This is a genomic window from Rickettsia hoogstraalii (genome assembly GCF_000825685.1).
Lineage (GTDB): Bacteria > Pseudomonadota > Alphaproteobacteria > Rickettsiales > Rickettsiaceae > Rickettsia > Rickettsia hoogstraalii.
In genome coordinates, this window is sequence record NZ_CCXM01000001.1 from 140,367 (window position 1) to 162,727 (window position 22,361).

Sequence of the window (22,361 nt, forward strand, 5' to 3'; positions counted from 1 at the left end):
AAGATTCATACCAAATAATCTTATATATTTCAAGGGAAATCTTGAAATATATAAATTTAAATCACAAATCCAAATTGTTCTTTCACTTCGTTAACCGTTTCAGAGGCTCTAATTCTTGCTTTTTCTGCTCCACTGCGTAGTATTTTTAATAAATATTCTTTATCATTCATTAATTCTAAATATTTATCACGTATCGGTTGTAGATTTGTAATAATAATTTCTGCCAAATCTTCTTTAAATTTTGCAAAGCCTTGGTTTTGATAATTATCGATTATTTTTTCTAAGCTTTCTTCAGATAAACTTCTATAAATATCTAATAAATTACTAATTTCCGGTCTTGCTTCTTTATCATAGCTAACAAAGCTTAAATGATCAGTTTTGGCTTTTTTTATTTTTTGATGAATAAGGTCATTATCATCTTTCAAATTAATACGAGCGAAATCAGATATATCAGATTTACTCATTTTCTTTAATCCATCCCGTAAACTCATGATTCTTGTACCTGAACCATTAATTAGCGGTTCAGGAACTTTTAGAATTTCTTTATCAAATTTTCTATTTATCACCCCTGCAATATCTCTTGTTAGTTCTAGATGCTGTTTTTGGTCTTCACCGACAGGTACTATATCGGCTTTATATATCAATATATCCGCTGCCATAAGTACCGGATAGGAAAATAACCCAAGGCAAGCTTTTTCTTGATCGCTTCCTGCTTTATCTTTAAATTGCGTCATTCGCTTTAACCATCCAAGCGGTGTAACACAGTTTAGTAGCCAAGCAAGTTCTGCATGCTCTTTCACCATACTTTGGGCAAAAATCGTTACTTTGTCGGGGTTAAGCCCTGCTGCTAAATAAACGGCAAGAACCCCCATAATTGAATTATTAAGTTCTGAGGGCTTAATATCAACCGTGATAGCATGCAAATCCGCTAAGAAGAAAAAACAATTATATTCTTCCTGCATTTTAACCCAGTTTCTAATTGAACCTAAATAGTTACCGAGGTGTAAAGAACCGGTTGCTTGCACACCGGAAAGAACAGTTTTTTTCATTTAATACCTTTATTTATTTTACTCGTTGTAAAATTATGTTATAAATACCATTTTAATTAATAATTATTTAATAATTATGCTTTGGCGTTTAAGAATTTTATCATTTTACGGATTATTATCGTTATTTACATTTATTTTTTTTCTTATATGTTACATACCCGTAACATTTTTCAATGTCAACTATCAAATAAGATACAGAATTGCCATTATCTTTTCTTATGCTTTTGTGTGGCTTGCAAAAATTTGTTGCGGTTTAAAATATGAAGTAGATGGGCTTGAGAAATTACCAAAAACAATCTCAATAGTCGTGTCTAATCACCAATCCTTTTGGGATCAAATGTTTATGCAACTGATTATTCCTAAACATTCTTGGGTATTAAAGCGTGAATTATTTAATATACCCTTGCTTGGTTGGGGGCTTCGGATGGTTAAACCTATTGCGGTTGACCGTGGTACTAATAGCTCGGTTGCTCAGATTTTAAGAGAAGGTCAGGAAAAAATAAAAAAAGGGTTGTGGTTAATAATATTTCCGGAATCAACTAAAGTTCCGCCTGATAGAACGGTGAAATTTAAGCCAAGTGCCGTAAAGCTTGCTTCAATTACTAAAGTTCCAATTGTAATGATGGCTCATAATGCCGGTTTATTTTGGCCTAGAGGGTTTTGGTTTAAGCAGCCTGGAACTATAAAGGTAAAGATTATAGGTGTAATAGAAAAAGAAGAAATAGAGCAAACTGACGTACGTATACTTAATGACAAGGTTGAGCAAATTATTAACAGTGAAAAGCAAAAATTATTAAATTAATATTAGGTTTTAAAAATAATTAGTATTATCAACCTAGTTCTTATGGAGGTATTTATGGTAAGTACAGCATCGTTAAAATTAATTGCAGTTATCGATAGTAAGCAAATGATGCTTTACGACGCGTTGGGGATTAAAATTACTACTAATAAACCTTTAAAATTATCTTTGGATTTAGAGGAGCATCACCACCATAGAGAAAAAAGACAAAGCCTTTACCAAAATAAATCTACACCGGCTTCGTTATTTGAGCCGCATACTTCGCTAAAAGATATAGAACATAAAGAAGCAGCAAGGAGCGTTATTAAACATCTAGAGAAAGTAACTACTGCTGATCAAGCTAAATATAAGGAATTGATTATTGTAGCAGAACCGCAAATGCTTGGATGTGTTAGACAAGAGCTTAAAAACGGTCTAAAAAAGATGATTACTAAAGAAATCGCTAAGGATTTAGTACAACATAGTGCAGATGCAGTCGAGCGAGCAGTATTTTCTTAGGTCATCTTTATATGTCATTCTCGCCTATGAGTATATGGGTGTCAATTCAAGGAACACTGTCATTCCCGCGTAGGCGGGAATCCAGTAAAACCTATAAAAAAACTTGTTTTTTTAGGTTTATTTTTTCAATAACATGTAATTTTTATACTAGTATTAAGGTTGTTTTTTCTGGATTCCCGCCTACGCGGGAAGGTATTGTTGCGTGGATATCTAATCGTCATTGCAAGGAGCGAAGCGACGCGGCAATCCAGAAAAAATAATAAAAAAATTCTGTAAATCAGAATTTTTTACTGGATTGCTTCGTCGAATTACTACGTAATTCTTCTCGCAATGACGGAAAAGCAGGTCCACGCAACAATGCCACGCGGGAATGACAAATAGAGTTTATGCTACGGTGCGAGGTGAAGTGTCTTCTACAAATTCTTCCTTATGAGCTATGTTATGCAAGAAGTCTAATGATAGTGACTTAGCATATAAGAATAGTTGCACTAATAAGAAAAAGTGGTAAAATATCATATCGAACAAATTAAATATTATGAATAATTATGCCGCAAATTTATTTTAACGGTCCGGAAGGACGAATTGAAGGAAGATATGCAAAAGCTACCTCGCCTAATGCTCCTATTGCATTAGTTCTTCATCCTCATCCTTTATATGAGGGTAATATGAATAATAAAGTAGTTTATAATGCCTATAAAATTTTAGCAGATAACGGTTATACCGTCTTACGTATTAATTTTAGAGGAGTAGGGGGATCGCAAGGTAAATTTGATAATGGAGTCGGTGAAGTTGTTGATGCTGGGGCAGCTCTCGACTGGTTACAGCAGAATAACCCAAGTGCTCAGTCCAATCTGATATTAGGCTTTTCTTTCGGAGCGTGGATAGCTATGCAGCTTGTAATGAGACGTCCGGAAATAAATCATTTTATTGCTATTTCGCCGCCGGTTAATACAATTCATAAATATGACTTCTCATTCCTTTCACCTTGTCCCATCCCAGGATTTATATTACAGGGAGATAATGATAGTATAGTATCGGCAGATGATGTAAAAGACCTAGCAAATAGATTATCTAAGCAACAATCCCATATTAAAGTTGATTATAAAATTATCAATGGGGCTGACCATTTCTTTCGTTATAAAACTGAAGAATTTTCTAAAGCAATAAATGATTATTTAATAACGATCCAATCTAATTATCATTACCATAATAACAATGTAAATGAAGAAGTTAGTAAGAGCCAAAAGAAATTATTTTTATATTAGGTTTTGTCTTATCCGTCATTGCGAGTAGGCGTTGCCCGCGTGGATCAATTTCACCTTTGTATCCCGTGGCTTGACCACGGTATCCAGTTAAAAATACTAAAATATTAGTATTTTTTATTGTTTTTATAGACCCCGTGGTCAAGCGAACTAGGTGACACAGTGGGTTTTACCGATCCACGCAACAAAACCTTGCGAGTAGCCGTAGGCTACGCGGCAATCTCATGAAATAATAACAAACTCCTGAGATTGCTTCGTCAATTACTACGTAATTTCCTCGCAATGACGATTTGCTATCCACGTGGGAATGACATAAAAGAATCCATACAACAACACCTATAATTCTAAATAAGCTTCTATTGCCAAAATTAATATTTCATCTTTTTTAGCATCTAACTCTTGAGTTAATTCTTCATAAATTTGCCTATCTGATAGAGAAGTAAATTTTTTAAATAGCTGCACTAATTTTAAAGAAGGGATAATACGAAAAGCATCTTTTAATATTTTGGTCTTTTTATTAACATTAAGCTTATCATTTAAATTAAAGTAAAATTCTAGTAATTCATCGTTATAAAAATTTAAATCTATAGCTGTTTCCAAATAATCTATAGCATTAGCTGTATTATTACTTTCTACTTCTTGCTTTGCTGCTAATAAATAATACTCAGCAATTTCCGGCATAGACTCATGTTTATGAAATTTTGCGAGCTTATTTGTTATAAAAATAAATTTCGTCCATAGAGAAAGTCTAGCATAACAACGCATTAAAGTAATTAAATTGTCACTATCAAGTTCATTGAAATTATAAGCCTTTGTTGCGTAATTTTCTGCTTTCTCATACAAGGATTTATCATAATAAAGTTTTGCTAGGTTTTTGCTACCGTAAAAAACAAATTCTTTAGATGTAATAAGTTTTTGAAAATAGGAAATTTTTCTATCTACATCCTCTTCAGTTACGGCTAAGATTAAATTATAGAATTCTTGTGAATCTTTTAGATCTTCAGAAGATAAATTTTTGCGGGCAATAGAAGCAGATTTAGCTTTATTACTCATAATATATTCGGCAAAAGCTAAAATTAAAGTATATCTATCATGATTAATTTTTCGTTTATTAAAAATATTATGTATTTTAGACGGTAAATCGATAATCAATATTAGAAATCTAATGACAATAAAACAAGAAACTAATAATAATAACCCTAAAATAAGGCTAAAGAACAAAGTAGTCTCAATATTATAATCGTATAAACTAATAAAAACTTTTGAATCAAAGCTCTCTATTAAAGTAAACCCGAAATAAAGTAGTAAAAAAGTAGCACATATTAATAATAACCTAAACATCTTTATTTACAAACTCCTGCATAAATTTTTCTGAATAAAGAAAATCGATTAGATAGTTTAATTTCTCTAAAATTAGAGCTTTATCTTGTTCTTTTATTATCATAACAGAAGGTTTTTTCTCAATTTTGATAAATTTCTCCAGCCATTTATGGTTGGTAGGAAAAATTACTTCCGTACTACTTGATTTCGAGAAAAGATAATTATTATTATATGCTTCTAAGTTATTTAAAATATTCTTTATATCTAGAGGTAACCAATTGAAATATACTGTTTTTAGTTCTTTGCTATAATCCTTATCTTGCATGAAATTATATATTAATAGATTTACATTTAATAAGTAATTAGTATAATCAATTGATCCCCATCCGCCTACATCGTCACTCGTCGCTCTCCTATTAGTTATAGGCTTCGCTCCTTGTTCCTTGTATCCGAATGAGGCTGAATTGACTATAGTTTCTAATTTTGGTTCTACTAAATTAGTCGGTGCTTCAGGGAACTTTAAAGAACTTACGTAATTTAAAAGCGACTTAGTAGATAATAGAGGGGCTGCTTCCTTTTCTTCTGCAGTATTTTCTTTATTTTCTACTGCTTGATCAGGAATTTGACTTAAATCTTTATTTTCACTTTTAAACAGTTTTAAAATATCGGCTCTATTATGATAAAAAGTAAAAGAGGATAAGACAAATATTACTATTGCTATAAAAAAGATGTTTTTGCTTTTAAATAAACTATCAAATTTTTGCATTTTCGGATAATAACTTGATTATATCGTTAGGGTTTTGATCATCACAATAAACCACATTTTTTATAAAAGGTCTAACTATATTTGCGACTTTCAAACTTATAGCTATAACTAAACTATCTTGTAAGTATTCTAGTAAATTATTTTGAAGTAATAATCTTAAAAAAGTTTTAGCACTATTCTGAGAATAAAGTAATATAAAGTCAATATTGTTTTTAAATTCTTTTATAATTGATAACGGTAGTTCATCCAAATATTCTACATTATAAATGATATGTCTAGTTATTTTATCAGGTAAATCTTTAGTAATTTCATTTGAAGATAAATATATAGTCTGCTCATATAAATCAGGAGGAAAATGCTTAATCAAATCTTCCACGTTTTTAGCAGTATAAATTACTTTCTTGCCTAATAATCGTTTTGACTTACTACCTACTACCCAAATATCTTGTTTTAAGTTATAACCGGCTAAGATATTTGCTGCGTATTTACTAGTAATTATTATATTTGAGTAATTATCTAAAATATCAATATTAAAATCTAGAGTTTCATATTTAATTAAAGGACAATGAATATAACGTAAATCTAAATTATATTTACTTATTTCTTTTATAGTTTCATTATTTTCTTCAATATTTCTAGTTAATAAAACCGATTTCATACAATATTTGTACTCCAATATAAAAAGCAACTGCCAAAATAATGATAGCAGCTATTTTATTAATTATAGTTAAAATCGTACTACTTTTATTTAGCTTTCTGATATTATAACCTGCAACTGCTAAAGAAAAAAACCATATCCAAGATATAACTATACAAGTTAAGGTAAACATAATTTTTGCAATACCATTATACTTTAAAGCACTAGTACCTATTACTATAATCGTATCCATAATTGCATGCGGATTTAATATTGACACTGATATAGCAAATAAAATTTGTTTTTTAGCTGAAAAAGCCCCGGAATTCATTGTAAGGTCCATAGGCGGCTGATTCCAAGTATTATATCCCATATAAATTAAGAAAATAAATCCAACAATAAATATAGATAATTTTAACCAAGAAATTTCAAGAAGTAACAAAGATATCCCAAGAACTGCCATACATATAAGAATAGTATCACATATTGAGGCTGCAATTATGCTAGGTAAAGCCTTGCTAAATTTTGGCTGTTTTGCTCCTTGATTAAATATAAAAATATTCTGTACTCCGAGCGGCACTATTAAACCGAGAGCTAAAACAATACCATGTAAAAAAGCACTTAATATTTCATTATTCATTTAGTCCATCACACTTATTATCAACATTACACATAATATAAGACCATACCCCCAATTATTATGGCTCCTATTTTATTAATTATGTTTAATATTATAGCATTTTTATTCAATTTTTTAATATTATAACCGATTATTGCCAATGATAAAACCATATACCTGTGAATATGAGTATATCAATAATTCCAATGTTATTTGAGCTATGTTTAATAAAATATAAATTAAAAAAATAAGTTCAACTATTCCTATAGTAAATATGATAGTCACAATAAAGAATTGACTAAAGAGCATATCAATACTTACAATAAAACTATAACAGATCCAAGCAACAATTACACTGGGTAGAGCTTTTTTAAAACTACGATATTTTGCACTTTGATTTAATATAAAAATACTAGGTATAATAGAATATATAGCCAAATACGGTATTATATTTAATATATCATTCATTATTGTAATTTAGTTTTTATTTTTAATAATATTAACAAAGAGGGGATAGTTATAATAGTAGTAAATAAAAAGAAATTTTGCCAACCGAAATTTACTACCATATAGCCTGAAATTATAGGAAAAATTGAGCGTGAAATTCCCATCATCGATGAAAGAAAAGAATATTGAGTAGCTCGAAATTTACCTTGGCATAGCGAAGAAATAAAAGCTATATAAGCAGTCATCGTCATACCACCGGTAATACTTTCTATTCCTATCGTGATAAATAATAATAAAGAATTTTTACCGTTTATTTCAAGAAAAATAAATAAAATATGTCCTAAAGCATGAATAATCCCAAATAAAAATATACTATTTAATATATTTTTATGCTTCATAATAACACCGCCAACGAGTCCGCCGATTATAGCTCCTACAACGCCCCAAAACTTCCCAACACTTGCTATCTCAAAAGCATCATACTCAAGATGAAGCAAAAACGGATTAATCATAACATTGATTAAGTTATCCGGTAATCTATATAATACTAGGAAAATTAATATAAGAATAATGAAGTATACGAGGCTGATGTCATTCCCGCTTTCTATGTCATTCCCGCGGAAGCGGGAATCCAGAAAGATCTTTAAGAAATTAGAATAATAACGTTTTATAAAAAATTCATTCTTATTTTGGTTGTTTTCTGGATTCCCGCTTCCGCGGGAATGACATATTTTTTCTTCAACGAGACCAAAAGAATTAGTATATCTAGCAGCTACAATCAATAAAATTAAATAAATAAATACTAAGCCGGCAAAGATTTTATATATTTCATTAAATGTAAAATAAATAGATAAATAAATAGCTCCAGAACCGGCTAAAAGCATACCGACCCGATAACCGAATATATATATTCCTGAAGTAAACCCAAGCGATTCTTTAGGTACTATTTCCGTTCTTAAAGCACTTAATATAGTATCTTGGGCTGCACTAAAAAAAGAAATAATTAAAGCCGTAAAGGTAAATAATACTAGATTAGTACGAGGATCTAGAAGGCTGAAAATATATATAAGAAATATTAACGCAGTACTAGTTAAGCAAATCCAAGATAATCTATGACCGAATATTTTGTTTAAATATTTAATTTGCACTGCATCAAAAATCGGTGCTAACAAGAAATTAATAGAGTAGGGAAGCGTTATGAATGATAATATACCGATTGTTTGCAGTGCTATATCTTCTTTAGCAAGCCAATAATTTAAAGTATTACCGGTAATCATTAGATTAAAACCGCTAATAAGCCCAAACAACCAAATAATAAGTAAATGAGAATTATTTAACATGAATTTTATATATGCCTGTAGCTCTAAGTTCTCATAGGCTTAATATACAAAAATGTGAGTATTCTGTTTATTTGTGGCATGTAATGTAATTATGTTATTTTAATTTCTCAATTTCTTTCTTATCTAATTTTGTTATTTTCATAATAGCTTCTAAAGAAAGTCATTCTTTTTTCATTTCTTTAGCCATAGTAATTTTCTCTTTTTTCCTACCTTCTTCAATACCTTCTTGTTTCCAGCTATGAGCTAAACTATTCATAAGTTTTCCTCCTACTTCAGGGTTTAAATGCGATTTAAGCATTTTTTCTATTTCTATTTTATCATTTTCCTTAATCTTATTCAAGGTGTAGGACAAAATTAGCTCTATATAATCTATACCAATATTAACTTTAATAAATTCAGGTAAAAGATCAGCTACTTCTTGCCATCTCTTTAATAAATCTCGTTCGTGGATATGTTTTAAAAAAAACTGCAAGATTCCGGACCAAGCTTTTTCTTTTAATTTTTCATCAAATCACCGTCATTGCGAGGAGTTGCACTAGCAACGACGTAGCAATCTCATAAGATAATATAAAAAAGCTCTTGAGATTGCCACGCCAGCATAAATGCTGGCTCGCAATGACGGGTCTTTATTGAACTGCTATTTGTAATAATTATTGCTCTTTTTGTTATTAATTGTTAAAATCCGTACATTAATTTTTTATAAATATAAATGTCTCGTACGAATTTAATATTATCCTTTTTTATTTTTCTAATGATAATAGTTATTGCTACTTTTTTCATAAGTAATTACAGAATGCATAAAAATACAAGTTGTATTATGGATATTGGGACTTATAGTTATAAAAAGTTCTATAGTACCATACGTGAAGATCAATTAAATTTTGATCTAGCACTTGAGCAATTAGAAGATAGCGAATCTTTAAACTCAAGAGATAAAGCAAGGTTAGAAAAAATTTGCTCTTTTCAAGTAGAAGACGGAATGGTACGTTTAGAGGTAGCAAAGGGTTATGATTGCTTACTACGTCTTTATCTAGACAAAAATGCTACTTTAGTTCAGCAATATAAAGCGATTAAAAACGGTAGTTACGGTTTAGATACTTTATATACTAAAAAAGCTGCGATTAATTTAGCTAAACTCATTATTTTAGGTCACGAAGGAAAAGTAAAAGAAATACAAAATGATGATGATTTCCTAAAATATTATAGCGGTTATACAGCGGATGAGATTCCTTTTTTAAATAGTTTAATCTCTCTTAATATACCGGAACTTACTGCTAGATGTTTATATAGGCTTAGCTTAATTCACTTACTAGGCAGGTCATCTTTTAATGAAAAAACTATACAAACTGATTATAAGCTTGCCATAGAAGAAATACAAAATGTAATTAAGTTAACCGGTATAAGGCAAAATAACATACTCGATATAGCATTAACTATTAATGATAAGTTTGCTATTCATGCTGGTGCAGTAATAGCCTCTAGTTTACTAAATAGCGATTTAGATAGTTTCTATAGATTTCATATTGTTATGGATTCTAATGACCCCGTTAGTCAAGAATCAATGGAAAAATTAGCTTCCATGAAATATATCAGAGATTATTCTATAGATTTTACTACTTTTCCTGAAAATATATTAAATCAAGCTTTAGCCGATAAAAAAATAAAATTTTCGGATAATTGGCCTAGTTTAGTAATGTATAGATTATATTTTGATCAAATCTTTCCTCATCTAAACTCTATATTATATCTTGATGCGGATATTGTAGTGTTGCATGATCTGAATTCTCTTAAAAAAATAGATATGAGTAATTATATTGCGGCGGGTAGCATAGATACAGGTATTACATATTGTAATCATAAAGTAACAGAAGAATGTAAAAGAAATATGGCTCATTCTTATAAAAATAGCGGGATAGTATTTTTAAACTTAAAAAATATGCGAGAAAAGCAAGATAAAAATATGCTTTTAGAAACTTTAAAAAATTCAAAATGTGATTTTTCTTTTCCTGACCAAGATTTATTAAATGTTGCATTTCAGCATTATATTTATCCCTTATCGATGAGATGGAACTTTTTTACATATTTTGAGAATCAAAGCCCTTATTTTTCTTACTTCATTTTACACTATGCAGGACCTAAGCCATGGACTACCGATAAGCAGGAACTATGGAAAACAAATCAGGACAAATTAGATAAAATCACAAAATATTACTGGCGATATAGAGAAATAACACCTTGGAGTAGTATAAATTAATTATTTTAATTGACTTTAGCACTTAAGAGATTTAAAAGTTAACTTTAAATATGTAAGGTTACAATAAAAATGTTACCGCCTAAAATTTTCTTTGAAAAAGTTAAAGAAATAATTTGGCCTATAGAAAGGAAAGAATTAAAGCTATTTATACCTATGGCTTTAATGATGTTATGTATCCTTTTTAATTTTGGGGCTTTAAGATCTATCAAAGATAGTTTAGTAGTACCCTCTATGGGGGCCGAAATTATTAGTTTCTTAAAATTATGGTTAGTATTACCCTCGTGCGTAATTTTTACCGTACTTTATATTAAGCTTAGTAATAAATTAAATTTTGAATATATTTTCTACATTATAGTCGGCAGTTTTTTACTATTTTTCTTATTATTTGCCTATATTATTTATCCCAATCAAGATATTTATCATCCTAACGATGAAATGATAAATAATTTAATTGCTTCATACCCTAATTTTAAATGGTTCATTAAAATAGGTAGTAAATGGAGTTATGCACTGATGTATATTTTCTCGGAATTATGGAGTGCAGTAGTCATAAACTTAATGTTTTGGCAGTTTGCCAATCACATTTTTGATACTTCTAAAGCTAAAAGATTCTATCCAGTTCTTGGAATGGTCGGTAATATAGGTCTTATAATAGCAGGCAGCGTACTTGTCTTTTTCTCAAGCGGGCAGGATGTCATTGATTCAGAATTATTACCGGATTCTTTTAATTCATCTGCCGGAAATGCTATAATGCTTCAGCCTATCATGTCAATTATTGTTGCTGCAGGAATAATTGCTATGCTTCTATTTAGAATAATAAATAGATTTATTTTAACGGATTCCATAAATGTTTTAGATACAAAAAAAGTTACGGCTAAAACGAAAACAAAACTTTCGTTAATTGAAAGTATCAAATTAGTAATTCACTCAAAATATATAGGTCGTATTGCTTTACTAATAATTTGTTATGGATTATTAATAAATATAGTCGAAGGACCTTGGAAAGCAAAAATAAAAGAATTACATCCAAACACTATAGACTATGTTAACTTTATGGGCAGGTTTAATATTTGGATGGGGATCTCATGCGTTACTTTCATGGTAATAGGCAGCAATATCCTTAGAAGACTCGGTTGGCTCATTTCTGCATTATTAACTCCTATTATGTTGTCTATTACCGGCTTGATGTTTTTTATCTTTATAATTTTTATTGAAGAAATAGGAGCATGTTTCGGTGATTTTAATCTTCTATATGCAGCGATTATTGTTGGAGCTATTCAGAACATACTTAGTAAATCGTCCAAATATTCATTATTCGATTCAACAAAAGAAATGGCGTATATTCCTTTATCTTTAGAGCTTAGAACTAAGGGAAAAGCTGCCGTAGAGGTAATAGGTACTAAATTCGGTAAATCGCTTGGAGCATTTATACAGTCTTTGATATTTATTATTATTCCAACTGCTACCTTTGATTCTATTATAATATATTTATTAGTAATTTTTATAGTTATGATGAGTTTATGGATTTGGAACGTTATAAAATTGAATAAGGAATATATAGAGCTGTGTAAGTAAACGTCATTGCGAGGAAAAACTGTAAGTTTTGATGAAGCAATCTCAGGATGTTTGACGAGATTGCCGCGTCGCTTCGCTCCTCGCAATGACGACCTAGAAAATCACACAACAATACCGATTTAAAGATGAAAAAAATTCTTAAAATAATATTATTTATAACTATCTTTATTATACTCGCATATAGTGGGCTATGGTTTACTATTATGTTCTCTTTATCACACTCTATAAATCAAAAATATGCCGGTACCAACCTTAATATAGAAGAGACTGATAATAATCCTAATCAGCAATATCTTATTAAATTTTCTAAAGTTCAGCCATATGGTTTTCCTTTTAAATTAGGTATTTCGGTAATTAATTGGCAAGAAGAGAGTATTAATAGAGCAATTGAATTTACCACACCGATAAATATCGGTTATGATTTACTTAAGCAGAAATTATTTATAAATTTTTCCGGAGAAGCATTCGGAAAATTTAAGCCGGTTCAAAGAGGCTTTGGAGTAAGATTTTATAATGAGAACTGTATATTATCAACAAAAATACCGTTAAATTTTAAATTATTTGAAATAGTACGATCAAAAAAAGATTTATTTGAAGTTATAAATTTAATAGAAAATATTAAATTTACTTCCGGTAAAACAGAAATTTTTGACTTAGTAGATAATCAAAAATTATATGAAGAAGATCATACTATACTTACTATGTTATTTGACAAAAGTAAGTATTATATAAGTAAACAGGATTTCCTTGATAATATACCGCAAAAATTAGAAATTTATTATGAAACCGAAATAGTAAAAAGTAACCTTGAAGATAGAATAATACCTGCCGGCTTATTATTATATAGACCCGCTTGGAATAATAATTTCAAATTTTCCGGTAATTTCTTGATTAGTACTAGTAGTTTGCATTTTAAAGATATTGCTAAAGATTTAACAATTGAAGTTACTAATGCAAAAATAAATAGTAATAACTTTGAAAATAATATTAATTTATTATATAAAGGTAAGTTAAACGATTTCGGCAATAATAATATTGATCTTTTGATAGATTCGCAATTTAAGCTAAAACCGGGTTTTATAATAGGTTCATTAGAATTTATAAAGAAATATTACGATAGGCAAACCTATCTGTTTAAACTTTCCGATAATAATCTATATAAAGATTTTAATAATGAACTAAGCTATATTTTAAATAATAATAAACAATATAATTTTAGTATTTTTGAAGATAGGCAATATAATTTTAATTTAAATATTAATTTAGTTACTGAATTAAATAAATTAACTAGAGCACAGATAAATGCTTTAAGTCTATATTCAAACGCATCGGGATTTAATATAACAAATGAAACTATAGTAAATGCTCTTAAAGATTCTTACAGTAAAGGTACGATAGTAATTAATGATTACTCTAAAATAATAGATGTTTTAAGTCTATATGTATATGGGGTAGGTGATTTTAAAAACTTATCCAACGAGAGCAAAGAAGTATATGGAGATGCTCTAAAATCATTTTTAAAAACTATATCCGACCACCCGAATTCATCTAATTTAATTGACGCTAGCATTGAGTATGAGTTTGATTTATCCGATTTAAACAAAGCTAAAATAGGTAATATAGATGATATAAATAAACTTATACCTTTATATTATTTATCTTTATATCAAGCAGCAGTAAAAAAAGCGAAACCCGGTGAAAATGTAAAAGAAAAAATTATGGAGTTAATTCCGAGTATTAATCAAAAAATATTAGAGGAATGTATAGTTGATGAACTTCGTTAATCGTCATGAGCTAAGCGACTTTAGGCGTTGTTGCATGGCTCTTATGTCATTCCTAGCTAAAAGCGGGAATCCAGTAAAACATATAAAAAACTTGTTTTTTATATGTTTATTTTATCAATATTGAAGTTATTTTTCTAGATTCCTGCTTTCGCAGGAATGACATAAGGACAGAAAAATTTATAAAAATACCATGAATATTATAGTAAAAATACAGCAAGATTTAAAAGATGAAGTAACTAAGTTAAACGATTTAATCATTAGCTGTTTAAAAAGTGATGAAGAATTAATAGAAACAGTAGGTAAATATTTACTAGAGGCGGGTGGTAAAAGAACTCGTCCGCTTTTAACTATAATAACCGCTAAAATGTTTGATTACAAAGGCGATAATCATATAAAGCTCGCAAGTGCCGTTGAATTCATTCATACCGCCACATTGCTTCATGATGATGTGGTAGATGACAGCACTTTAAGAAGATTCAAACCTACGGCTAACGTTATTTGGGGAAGTAAAACAAGTATTTTAGTGGGTGATTTCCTCTTTAGTCAGTCTTTTAAGTTAATGGTAGCTTCCGGCTCTATTAAAGCTATGAATATTCTAGCTAAAGCTTCAGCAATTATTTCCGAAGGGGAGGTAGTACAGCTAGTTAAGCTAAATGAGCGACGTATTATAACTATAGAAGAGTATCACCAAATAGTTAAGTCTAAAACTGCTGAGTTATTTGGTGCTTCTTGTGAAGTTGGAGCTATTATAGCAGAGCAGGCGGACCATATTTCTAAAAATATGCAGAACTTTGGGAAATTACTCGGTACAATATTTCAGGTTATAGATGATCTACTTGATTATTTGGGTAATGATAAACAGGTAGGCAAAAACATCGGCGATGATTTCTTAGAAGGAAAAGTTACGTTACCGCTGATTTTTTTATATAGTAAGCTAGAGCAAGATAAGCAGCTTTGGCTTGAAAATATAATTAAATGCGATAAGCGTACTAATGATGAGTTTATGCAAATACGTGACTTAATGGTAAAGCATGAAATCTACAATGAAACAATTAATTATTTGAGTAACTTAGAAAATGAAACAAATAAATTATTAAATAAAATTCCGGTTCAGAATATTTATAAAGATTATTTGTTTTCGATTATTAGATTTATTTTAGACCGTTCTTATTAAAATGACAACATTTGCATTCGTAGCTCAGCTGGATAGAGCATTGCCCTCCGAAGGCAAAGGTCGTTGGTTCAAATCCAATCGAATGCACCATAGCCTAGCTTGCCTCGAAATGGGATGTGGAATAAAAAATACGGGATATAAGGACCATATTTTGGTCCGGAGCAAAAGATATTTACTTCCAAACCTTACTATTTATTTTCCATAATATAGATTATAGAACAATTATGTAAGATTGACAAATGGCTGGGACGGGAGGATTCGAACCTCCGAATGACGATACCAAAAACCGTTGCCTTACCACTTGGCGACGTCCCAATGTAGAAATTAGAAATGTATAGACTTTATACCAATAAATAGCGGAAACGTCAATTACAATTTATTTCATTGTTAAGCCAATCCCTCGCTTGCGGAGATAATAAATCATAAATTTTAGCTCTAATTTTGTTATAATATTCCTTAATATAATTTATTTCATCAATATTAAGTAGTTTCGTATCAATCAATTTACTAGCATAAGGTACTAGGCTTAAGGTTTCAAATTCAAGCCATCCGCTATTTTCTTTTACATACATTAAATTTTCTATTCTAATTCCGTATTTTCCAGAAATATAAAAACCGGGTTCATTGGATAAGATCATACCTGCTTTAAGTATTGTTTTATTACGAAGATTTATGCTTTGCGGTCCTTCATGGACACTTAAAAAGCTCCCTACTCCATGCCCTGTACCGTGTGGATAATCTAGCATTTCTTGCCATAAATATTGCCGAGCGAGTATATCGAGATTCGCTCCTGTTACGATATTTTTCGGGAATTTAGCTTTAGCTAAAGCAATATGTCCTTTAAGTACTTGCGTATAACGCTTTTTCTGTTCATCAGTCGGCGTACCTATCATGATTGTCCTTGTTATATCGGTAGTAGCACCACTATATTGACCGCCGGAATCTATCAGTAATATCCCCTGCCCTATAATTTTTTTAGCATTTTCCGGAGCAGCTCTATAATGAATAATGGCACTATTTTCCTGAAATCCGCAAATAGCAGGAAAACTACCCGAAACATAGCCCTCTTGTTTAGCTCGTTGCTCCGTAAGCTTTAAACCGAGGGAATATTCGGTTAATTCGTTATCCCCGTTTTCACGGGGATGACACTGAGAAAAATCAGCAAAAAACTCACATAAAGCTACTGCATCTTTAATATGAAAATCGATTGCATGCTTAATTTCTACATCGTTCTTACAAGCTTTAAGCGTTAAGCATGGATCGGTAATTTTTTGTACTTTTTTATCAGCTATTAAGTCCATTATATGAACAGAGGCTATAGTATCATCAATAAAAATATTGTCATGACCCTTTAAAATATTTTCAAATTCTTCTTCGGGTAAAATTGTTATTTCAGGACGTGCATTAATAATTTCGGCATCAATTCTTGTGAGATCGATAAATAGATATAATTTTGTAGACGCAACGATTACTTTTGCAAACATTAAAGGTGTATAAGCAACGTCACTAGCCCGCAAATTTAGTAACCAACATATGGAGGAGCTGTCGAGAATAACTAAGGCGTATTGCTCATTATAATTACTAGATCCCGCGGTCAAGCCGCGGGATGACAATAGGGTTTTACGACATTTATTTATTTTATCATTATGACTAACACCCGCAAATTTAATATCATGTAAATAAACTTTAGAGTTTGGCTCTAACAGCTGATTTTGCCAAATTTTCTCAACTAAATTTCTATTAATTTTTTGAAAATTGAACTTTAAATTTGATATAGCGGGATAAGTAAATAATTCAGGATCATAACCTATTTTTGCATCTTTACCAAATTTAGATATATCTTTTAAGTCAAAAATCTTAAAAAGCTCTAAATCTAGTTCTTTGCTTGCTTGCTCTAAATAACGTCCGTCGGTAAAAAATAATGCTGTATCTTTACATATAATAGCTATACCGTTTGAACCGGTAAAACCTGTTATATATTCAAGCCTTTTGGCATACTCAGGTACATATTCGCTCATATATTTATCGTTAGACGGAATTATATAACTGTCTATATCATATTCTGTGAATAAGCTTCTAAGTAGATTAACTCGTTCTTTTATCATGTTTATAGCCCTTATGTCGTTCCTGCTTAGGCATTGTTGTATGGCTCGATGTCATTCTTAGCTAAAAGCAGGAATCCAGTAATTAAAATGTGCATATACAACAAGTTTTTAAAATTAAAAGCTCGATTAATCTCGCTTTTTTTTCTGGATTCCCGCTTTCGCGGGAATGACATCGTATGCTTTTTCCGAACCATGCAACAATACCTGCTCTCAATGACGGCTCAGCATTCACGCAAGGCAACGCTCATAGACGGGAATGACATTTATACCATCCATAATATAACGGAATACCAAGGATAGTAAAGGTACTAACTATAATTAGAGTTTTAACAGGTGTTTCATAGATAACCCATGCACAAAAGATAATCGATATTAGGGCTATAAGTAAATAATAATAAGAAAAATTTTCTTTTGAACTAAGAATTACCTTTAAGAAAGCTAAGCTACAAATTAAATAAACAAACAAAAATGCTATTACCGAAAAATCTATTATTTGCGTAATCTGCTCGGCAAAATTATCATTTGACGTAAAGACTAATAATGGCACAATGCCAAGGCAGCTTACAATAATTCCGTAAGTTGGGGCGTTATTGCTATTTTTCTTAGCAAAAAATTTCGGCAATAACCCGTCTTCTGCAAGTCCTAGAGCAATCTGTCCGCTAGTTAGCACCCAAGCGTTGAGCGTACCTATACATATAATCGAGGCTATAACTGCAATTACGCTTGACCATTTACCACCGAACAATAATGCAGCGGCATCGGCATAAGGAGCTTTAGAATTAATAAGTTCAGAAGCAGGAATTAATCCCATTATACCTACGCTATTTATAATATATAAAACCGCTACGCAAAAAGTCCCAACTATTATGGCTCTTGGGATGGTTTTTGCCGGATCTTTTACCGCCCCTGCCGTAGTAGTTGCACATTCTACGCCGATAAAGCCCCAAAAAGTAAGAAGTGCAACTCTTCCCATAATGCTCGGAATGCTTAAACTCTCTACTTCTTCAGCTATAGTTATATTATCTATATTAAAATGAGATAATGCACATAAGCCTACTACAAGCAACGGAACAAATTTTAAGAGAGTCAAATAAAATTCTGCTTTTCCTGCTACTTCAGGACCTTTTAAATTTAAAACCGTAATAGCACCTAATAATATTATCTGTAATATTAAATCCAAAATCGCTTGTGATTGAAAAAAAGGCGTTAGATAACCTATTGCCGAAATGACAACTATACTTGTACTGACAAAGGATATAACCCAGTAAGTGAAGCCGGTGAAGAAAGCTATTTTATCCCCGAAACTCTCTCGTACATAAACATGAGGACCGCCTGTTTTAGGAAATTTTGCACATAAGGATGAGAATACAAGGGCTATACTCATAGCACCGAATAATGAAAGTACCCAGCCCCAAATGCTATATATACCGAACGGTGCTAAACTTAGCGGTAATATAAAAACGCTAGTACCGATTTGACTGCCGGTTACTAAGGCAAAAACCGCCCAGAAACCTAATTTTTGCGACATAATAATTTGATTTAAAGAAATAGCTTTAAAATAGCTGAAATAATGATTTTTAGCAATAGTTAAAACTACTATAGGCTAGGCATTGCTAACTAAAGGCAGATATCGTCATTGCGAAGCCACGAAGTGGCTGCGGCAATCTAGAAAAATAATAAAAGAATGCTAATTTAACGCGAATAGCAAATTATTACATAATCCGCTATTCGGTTAAAACTTTTATGGGTGTGCTGTAATTGCTAGAATAGTGATGTTATCTTTGTTTGGTCCGTAATGCCAAAAAATTCTATAAGCAGCAGGAGTATTATTTTCAGCATAAACTTCAAATATTTCTTCTCCGTTATTTCCTTTAACAGATTTATATTTATGGGTATTTAAACTAGGATGGCGAGGATTTGTTTGTAAATATGCCAGTGTTTTTTTCACTGCTTTTAAACGTTTTTCTAGGTTCTGTGAACATTTCTAATTGATTTTTTATTTTGAGATATTTTTTAGCGAAAATTAATAAGATTTTTGAAGGAATAGTTATTCATATTTCAAAAAAATCTTATAATTTGCAGCAAAAAATAGCCAAAATCAAATCTTTTTAGAAATGTTCACAGAGCCTAATCCTTTATTATTTTTAAGTTCTTCTAAATCTTTACTAACTTGAATAGTAAAAAAAATTTTAAAAGTCATCATCTAAATACTTGCTGAAATCTTCTATAAATTTAACTTGTCCTTTAGCGGAATCTTTAATACCGTTATTTAATTGTGTTAAAGCCTTTTTGTTATTAAATAGCCAACTTTCTTTTAAAAGGTAGTACAGCGTCATTCACAAAGCTTGATACAGGCGAATTTTTCGAGTTAAGTCTGTGCTCACGTACTATTGTACGCTCCGTAGACTTACTCTTAAATTCATCCTGTCTGAAGCTTTGTGAATTTTGCTGTATTTCCGTATATGGTTCTAAAATAACCGGTTTTAATATATATGTTTGAGTCATACAAATTATATTTTATATTATAATCAAGTGGGATTATCACACACTAAAGGATTTGCCGCAACCGCAATTAGCTTTTTCGTTGGGATTGGTGAAAGTGAATTGGGATTTGAATTTAGTCTCTACATAGTCCATTTCAGAACCTAGAATATACATTAATGCTTTTGGGTCGATTAGTATCCGTACGCCCTTTTCTTCTACTACTTCATCGAATTGATTTTTACTGTCAGCATATTCAACGTAATAAGTTTGACCGGCACAACCGCCGGCTTTAACCCCTACCCTAATGCCAAAAGTAGGCTTGGCTCGTTTTTCTATTAGCAATTTTACTTGCTTTGCAGCAGAATCGGTTAATGAAATAACATTTTTCATGTTTTAAGAGTCTTTTTTGCTTTCTTTTTTCTGTTTGTAATCGGCAATAGCTGCTTTTATTGCATCTTCGGCAAGTAGTGAGCAATGTAATTTTACCGGCGGGAGCGATAATTCTTTCGCTATCTCAGTATTTTTAATTTCTCCGGCATCATTTATCGATCTTCCTTTAACCCATTCCGTTACTAAAGAACTTGAAGCAATAGCTGAACCGCAGCCGAATGTTTTAAATTTAGCATCTGTAATAATCCCGTTATCGTCAACCTCGATTTGTAACTTCATCACGTCACCGCAAGCAGGAGCTCCAACGAGTGCCGTTCCGACGTTTTTTTTCTCTTTATCAAGTGACCCGACATTACGAGGATTTTCATAATGATCTATCACTTTTTTGCTATAAGCCATTGTTATTCTCTAAAATTTGGTTTTGTATGTTATATTTGCGTGAATACCCGAACCGTCATTGCGAGGAAAAACTGTAAGTTTTGACGAAGCAATCTCAGGATATTTGACGAGATTGCCACGCAGCCTACGGCTGCTCGCAATGACGATATTCTCAATGTACAGCCCATTTAATCTTCTTCAAATCAATCCCCTCTTGCATCATTTCCCAAAGAGGACTTAATTCCCTTAATTTATCGATTTTTGAACATATTAAATCTACTGCGTAATCAACTTCCTGTTCGGTAGTAAATCTACCTATGCCGAACCTAATCGAAGTATGGGCAAGCTCTTCACCTATTCCCATGGAACGTAAAACATATGACGGCTCTAAAGAGGCAGAAGTACAAGCAGAACCGGAAGAAACCGCTAAATCTTTAATGGCAAGGATAATTGATTCTCCCTCTACTCCGGCAAAGCTTAGATTTAGATTGCCTTTATATCTTTGATCTTTATCACCGTTTAAATAAACTTCCGAAATTCGACTATGTATATTATTTAAAAATCTGTCGAATAAGTAATTTACATGCTTAGTATCTTTTTCCATCTCACTATACGCTATTTCAGCAGCCATGCCAAGCCCTACGATTAAAGGAGTCGGTAGCGTACCCGAACGCATACCCCTCTCCTGCCCACCACCGTTTATCAGCGGTGTAACACGTACACGAGGTTTTTTTCTTACATATAATGCCCCTATTCCTTTCGGACCGTAAATTTTATGCCCTGAGATACTAGCAAGATCAATATTAAACTCATTAACGTCTATTGGAATTTTACCGAATCCTTGAGCAATATCGGAATGAAAGAAAACATCTCTTTCACGGCAAATTTTTCCTATTTCCTTTAAAGGCTGAACAACACCTATTTCATTATTAACCGCCATAACTGAAACTAACATAGTCTGATCAGTAATGGCATTTTTTAGAGTTTCTAAATCGATTATTCCATTTGATTTAATCGGTAAGTATGTGATTTTTATACCTTCTTGCTCTAAATGCCTGCAAGCGTCAAGTACGCATTTATGTTCACTGACTATAGTAATAATGTGATTCTTTTTATTGCCGTAAAATTTTGCTATTCCCTTTATTGCAAGGTTATTGGATTCGGTTGCACCGGAGGTAAAAATAATTTCTTTAGTATCTGCTCCTATTAACCTTGCTACTCTACTCCTTGCCTCTTCAACGGCGTTTTCTGCTTCCCAGCCGAAAGAATGGCTACGTGAATGAGGATTCCCGAACTTGGTAGTAAAATATGGCAACATTGCCTCCATTACTCTTGGATCTAGTGGCGTTGTTGCCTGATAATCCATATATATAGGCAAGGTTAAATTGTTTAATTGTTGGTTCATATGGTTTATTAAATTAATTTTTTGTATACAAAGCCTAAAAATAGACGAAGTTTAATTTGGAAAAGAGCAAGGCGT

At 31.3% G+C, this 22,361-nt stretch carries 22 protein-coding genes, 2 tRNA genes and 2 pseudogenes; 10 read left to right on the forward strand and 16 right to left on the reverse strand.

Translation table 11 applies throughout. From position 1 onward, the window contains the following. Positions 1–56 precede the first annotated feature (56 nt). Positions 57–1,049, reverse strand: a complete 993-nt coding sequence (gene trpS / locus BN1174_RS00790) for a tryptophan--tRNA ligase (RefSeq protein ID WP_040255799.1) — start codon at positions 1,047–1,049, stop codon at positions 57–59. Positions 1,050–1,125: 76 nt separating this feature from the next. Between trpS and BN1174_RS00795 the strand changes: the two genes are divergently transcribed. From BN1174_RS00795 to BN1174_RS00805, 4 genes and pseudogenes are all read left to right on the forward strand, one after another. Further along, positions 1,126–1,851 (forward strand): lysophospholipid acyltransferase family protein, encoded by a 726-nt coding sequence (locus BN1174_RS00795; RefSeq protein ID WP_040255801.1) that lies wholly within the window; start codon positions 1,126–1,128, stop codon positions 1,849–1,851. A 54-nt stretch (positions 1,852–1,905) separates the two neighbouring features. Further along, positions 1,906–2,346, forward strand: a complete 441-nt coding sequence (locus BN1174_RS00800) for a host attachment protein (RefSeq protein ID WP_040255803.1) — start codon at positions 1,906–1,908, stop codon at positions 2,344–2,346. Positions 2,347–2,566: 220 nt separating this feature from the next. Beyond that, positions 2,567–2,687 (forward strand): annotated as a pseudogene (locus tag BN1174_RS12885) (zinc ABC transporter substrate-binding protein); the annotation flags it as partial. A gap of 204 nt (positions 2,688–2,891) precedes the next feature. Continuing rightward, a complete protein-coding gene (locus tag BN1174_RS00805; RefSeq protein ID WP_040255805.1) occupies positions 2,892–3,611 on the forward strand; it encodes an alpha/beta hydrolase in 720 nt (239 codons plus the stop codon). A 166-nt stretch (positions 3,612–3,777) separates the two neighbouring features. On the opposite strand, the gene BN1174_RS08175 is transcribed toward BN1174_RS00805, so the two are convergent. From BN1174_RS08175 to BN1174_RS12890, 7 genes and pseudogenes are all read right to left on the reverse strand, one after another. Beyond that, positions 3,778–3,891 (reverse strand): RND transporter, encoded by a 114-nt coding sequence (locus BN1174_RS08175; RefSeq protein WP_082022243.1) that lies wholly within the window; start codon positions 3,889–3,891, stop codon positions 3,778–3,780. 53 nt (positions 3,892–3,944) lie between these two features. Further along, positions 3,945–4,949 carry a tetratricopeptide repeat protein gene (locus BN1174_RS00810; RefSeq protein ID WP_040255807.1) on the reverse strand — a complete coding sequence of 335 codons (1,005 nt, stop codon included), beginning with the start codon at positions 4,947–4,949 and terminating at the stop codon, positions 3,945–3,947. Continuing rightward, positions 4,942–5,694 (reverse strand): palindromic element RPE2 domain-containing protein, encoded by a 753-nt coding sequence (locus BN1174_RS00815; protein ID WP_040255809.1) that lies wholly within the window; start codon positions 5,692–5,694, stop codon positions 4,942–4,944. The genes BN1174_RS00810 and BN1174_RS00815 overlap by 8 nt, the downstream gene beginning before the upstream one ends. Then, entirely contained in the window at positions 5,681–6,352 is a 672-nt protein-coding gene (locus BN1174_RS00820) for a uroporphyrinogen-III synthase (RefSeq protein ID WP_040255811.1), read from the reverse strand. Before BN1174_RS00820 ends, BN1174_RS00815 begins: the two co-directional genes overlap by 14 nt. After that, complete coding sequence (locus tag BN1174_RS00825; protein ID WP_040255813.1) at positions 6,330–6,971, reverse strand: LysE/ArgO family amino acid transporter; 642 nt, start codon at positions 6,969–6,971, stop codon at positions 6,330–6,332. The genes BN1174_RS00820 and BN1174_RS00825 overlap by 23 nt, the downstream gene beginning before the upstream one ends. Positions 6,972–7,417: 446 nt before the next feature. Beyond that, complete coding sequence (locus BN1174_RS00835; protein WP_040255817.1) at positions 7,418–8,737, reverse strand: AmpG family muropeptide MFS transporter; 1,320 nt, start codon at positions 8,735–8,737, stop codon at positions 7,418–7,420. Positions 8,738–8,831: 94 nt separating this feature from the next. Then, a pseudogene (locus BN1174_RS12890) lies at positions 8,832–9,077 on the reverse strand (transposase). A gap of 369 nt (positions 9,078–9,446) precedes the next feature. Here BN1174_RS12890 and BN1174_RS00845 point away from each other — a divergent pair. The 5 genes from BN1174_RS00845 (at position 9,447) to BN1174_RS00865 (ending at position 15,614) form a co-directional block, all read left to right on the forward strand. Then, positions 9,447–10,991, forward strand: coding sequence for a glycosyltransferase family 8 protein (locus tag BN1174_RS00845; protein ID WP_040255819.1), 1,545 nt, complete (start codon positions 9,447–9,449; stop codon positions 10,989–10,991). A gap of 69 nt (positions 10,992–11,060) precedes the next feature. Next, positions 11,061–12,566: a nucleotide exchange transporter Tlc3 gene (gene tlc3, locus BN1174_RS00850; RefSeq protein ID WP_040255821.1), complete on the forward strand. Its 1,506-nt coding sequence runs from the start codon at positions 11,061–11,063 to the stop codon at positions 12,564–12,566. Positions 12,567–12,691: 125 nt separating this feature from the next. Next, positions 12,692–14,350, forward strand: a complete 1,659-nt coding sequence (locus BN1174_RS00855; RefSeq protein WP_040255823.1) for a hypothetical protein — start codon at positions 12,692–12,694, stop codon at positions 14,348–14,350. A 190-nt stretch (positions 14,351–14,540) separates the two neighbouring features. Continuing rightward, entirely contained in the window at positions 14,541–15,524 is a 984-nt protein-coding gene (locus tag BN1174_RS00860; RefSeq protein ID WP_040255825.1) for a polyprenyl synthetase family protein, read from the forward strand. Positions 15,525–15,537: 13 nt separating this feature from the next. Then, positions 15,538–15,614, forward strand: a tRNA-Arg gene (locus BN1174_RS00865). A gap of 150 nt (positions 15,615–15,764) precedes the next feature. On the opposite strand, the gene BN1174_RS00870 is transcribed toward BN1174_RS00865, so the two are convergent. The 7 genes from BN1174_RS00870 to iscU all read right to left on the reverse strand — a co-directional run bounded on the left by BN1174_RS00870 (position 15,765) and on the right by iscU (position 20,902). Continuing rightward, positions 15,765–15,839 (reverse strand) — tRNA-Gln (locus BN1174_RS00870). Positions 15,840–15,889: 50 nt separating this feature from the next. Then, positions 15,890–17,629, reverse strand: a complete 1,740-nt coding sequence (locus tag BN1174_RS00875; RefSeq protein ID WP_040255827.1) for an aminopeptidase P family protein — start codon at positions 17,627–17,629, stop codon at positions 15,890–15,892. A 244-nt stretch (positions 17,630–17,873) separates the two neighbouring features. After that, a complete protein-coding gene (locus tag BN1174_RS00880; RefSeq protein WP_040255829.1) occupies positions 17,874–19,157 on the reverse strand; it encodes an APC family permease in 1,284 nt (427 codons plus the stop codon). 213 nt (positions 19,158–19,370) lie between these two features. Further along, positions 19,371–19,577, reverse strand: coding sequence for a hypothetical protein (locus BN1174_RS00885; RefSeq protein ID WP_231555708.1), 207 nt, complete (start codon positions 19,575–19,577; stop codon positions 19,371–19,373). Positions 19,578–19,818: 241 nt separating this feature from the next. After that, the gene (locus BN1174_RS09505) at positions 19,819–19,965 is read right to left on the reverse strand and encodes a hypothetical protein (RefSeq protein ID WP_156138419.1); all 147 of its coding nucleotides are present in this window, start codon (positions 19,963–19,965) and stop codon (positions 19,819–19,821) included. 205 nt (positions 19,966–20,170) lie between these two features. Then, positions 20,171–20,503: an iron-sulfur cluster assembly accessory protein gene (locus tag BN1174_RS00890; RefSeq protein ID WP_040255831.1), complete on the reverse strand. Its 333-nt coding sequence runs from the start codon at positions 20,501–20,503 to the stop codon at positions 20,171–20,173. 3 nt (positions 20,504–20,506) lie between these two features. Further along, a complete protein-coding gene (gene iscU, locus BN1174_RS00895; protein WP_040255833.1) occupies positions 20,507–20,902 on the reverse strand; it encodes a Fe-S cluster assembly scaffold IscU in 396 nt (131 codons plus the stop codon). Between the two features lie 58 nt (positions 20,903–20,960). Here iscU and BN1174_RS10520 point away from each other — a divergent pair, with 58 nt between their 5' ends. After that, positions 20,961–21,122, forward strand: coding sequence for a hypothetical protein (locus BN1174_RS10520; RefSeq protein ID WP_197062021.1), 162 nt, complete (start codon positions 20,961–20,963; stop codon positions 21,120–21,122). Here the strand turns inward: BN1174_RS10520 and BN1174_RS00900 are convergent. Continuing rightward, a complete protein-coding gene (locus tag BN1174_RS00900) occupies positions 21,054–22,286 on the reverse strand; it encodes an IscS subfamily cysteine desulfurase (RefSeq protein ID WP_040255834.1) in 1,233 nt (410 codons plus the stop codon). The genes BN1174_RS10520 and BN1174_RS00900 overlap by 69 nt on opposite strands. Positions 22,287–22,361 lie beyond the last annotated feature (75 nt).

Excerpts from the sequence above, each read along its gene's own strand:
- trpS (WP_040255799.1), bottom strand. The coding sequence starts at position 1,049 with ATGAAAAAAACTGTTCTTTCCGGTGTGCAAGCAACCGGTTCTTTACAC.
- BN1174_RS00795 (WP_040255801.1), top strand. The coding sequence starts at position 1,126 with ATGCTTTGGCGTTTAAGAATTTTATCATTTTACGGATTATTATCGTTA.
- BN1174_RS00800 (WP_040255803.1), top strand. The coding sequence starts at position 1,906 with ATGGTAAGTACAGCATCGTTAAAATTAATTGCAGTTATCGATAGTAAG.
- BN1174_RS00805 (WP_040255805.1), top strand. The coding sequence starts at position 2,892 with ATGCCGCAAATTTATTTTAACGGTCCGGAAGGACGAATTGAAGGAAGA.
- BN1174_RS00810 (WP_040255807.1), bottom strand. The coding sequence starts at position 4,949 with ATGTTTAGGTTATTATTAATATGTGCTACTTTTTTACTACTTTATTTC.
- BN1174_RS00815 (WP_040255809.1), bottom strand. The coding sequence starts at position 5,694 with ATGCAAAAATTTGATAGTTTATTTAAAAGCAAAAACATCTTTTTTATA.
- BN1174_RS00820 (WP_040255811.1), bottom strand. The coding sequence starts at position 6,352 with ATGAAATCGGTTTTATTAACTAGAAATATTGAAGAAAATAATGAAACT.
- BN1174_RS00825 (WP_040255813.1), bottom strand. The coding sequence starts at position 6,971 with ATGAATAATGAAATATTAAGTGCTTTTTTACATGGTATTGTTTTAGCT.
- BN1174_RS00835 (WP_040255817.1), bottom strand. The coding sequence starts at position 8,737 with ATGTTAAATAATTCTCATTTACTTATTATTTGGTTGTTTGGGCTTATT.
- BN1174_RS00845 (WP_040255819.1), top strand. The coding sequence starts at position 9,447 with ATGTCTCGTACGAATTTAATATTATCCTTTTTTATTTTTCTAATGATA.
- tlc3 (WP_040255821.1), top strand. The coding sequence starts at position 11,061 with ATGTTACCGCCTAAAATTTTCTTTGAAAAAGTTAAAGAAATAATTTGG.
- BN1174_RS00855 (WP_040255823.1), top strand. The coding sequence starts at position 12,692 with ATGAAAAAAATTCTTAAAATAATATTATTTATAACTATCTTTATTATA.
- BN1174_RS00860 (WP_040255825.1), top strand. The coding sequence starts at position 14,541 with ATGAATATTATAGTAAAAATACAGCAAGATTTAAAAGATGAAGTAACT.
- BN1174_RS00875 (WP_040255827.1), bottom strand. The coding sequence starts at position 17,629 with ATGATAAAAGAACGAGTTAATCTACTTAGAAGCTTATTCACAGAATAT.
- BN1174_RS00880 (WP_040255829.1), bottom strand. The coding sequence starts at position 19,157 with ATGTCGCAAAAATTAGGTTTCTGGGCGGTTTTTGCCTTAGTAACCGGC.
- BN1174_RS09505 (WP_156138419.1), bottom strand. The coding sequence starts at position 19,965 with ATGACGCTGTACTACCTTTTAAAAGAAAGTTGGCTATTTAATAACAAA.
- BN1174_RS00890 (WP_040255831.1), bottom strand. The coding sequence starts at position 20,503 with ATGAAAAATGTTATTTCATTAACCGATTCTGCTGCAAAGCAAGTAAAA.
- iscU (WP_040255833.1), bottom strand. The coding sequence starts at position 20,902 with ATGGCTTATAGCAAAAAAGTGATAGATCATTATGAAAATCCTCGTAAT.
- BN1174_RS00900 (WP_040255834.1), bottom strand. The coding sequence starts at position 22,286 with ATGAACCAACAATTAAACAATTTAACCTTGCCTATATATATGGATTAT.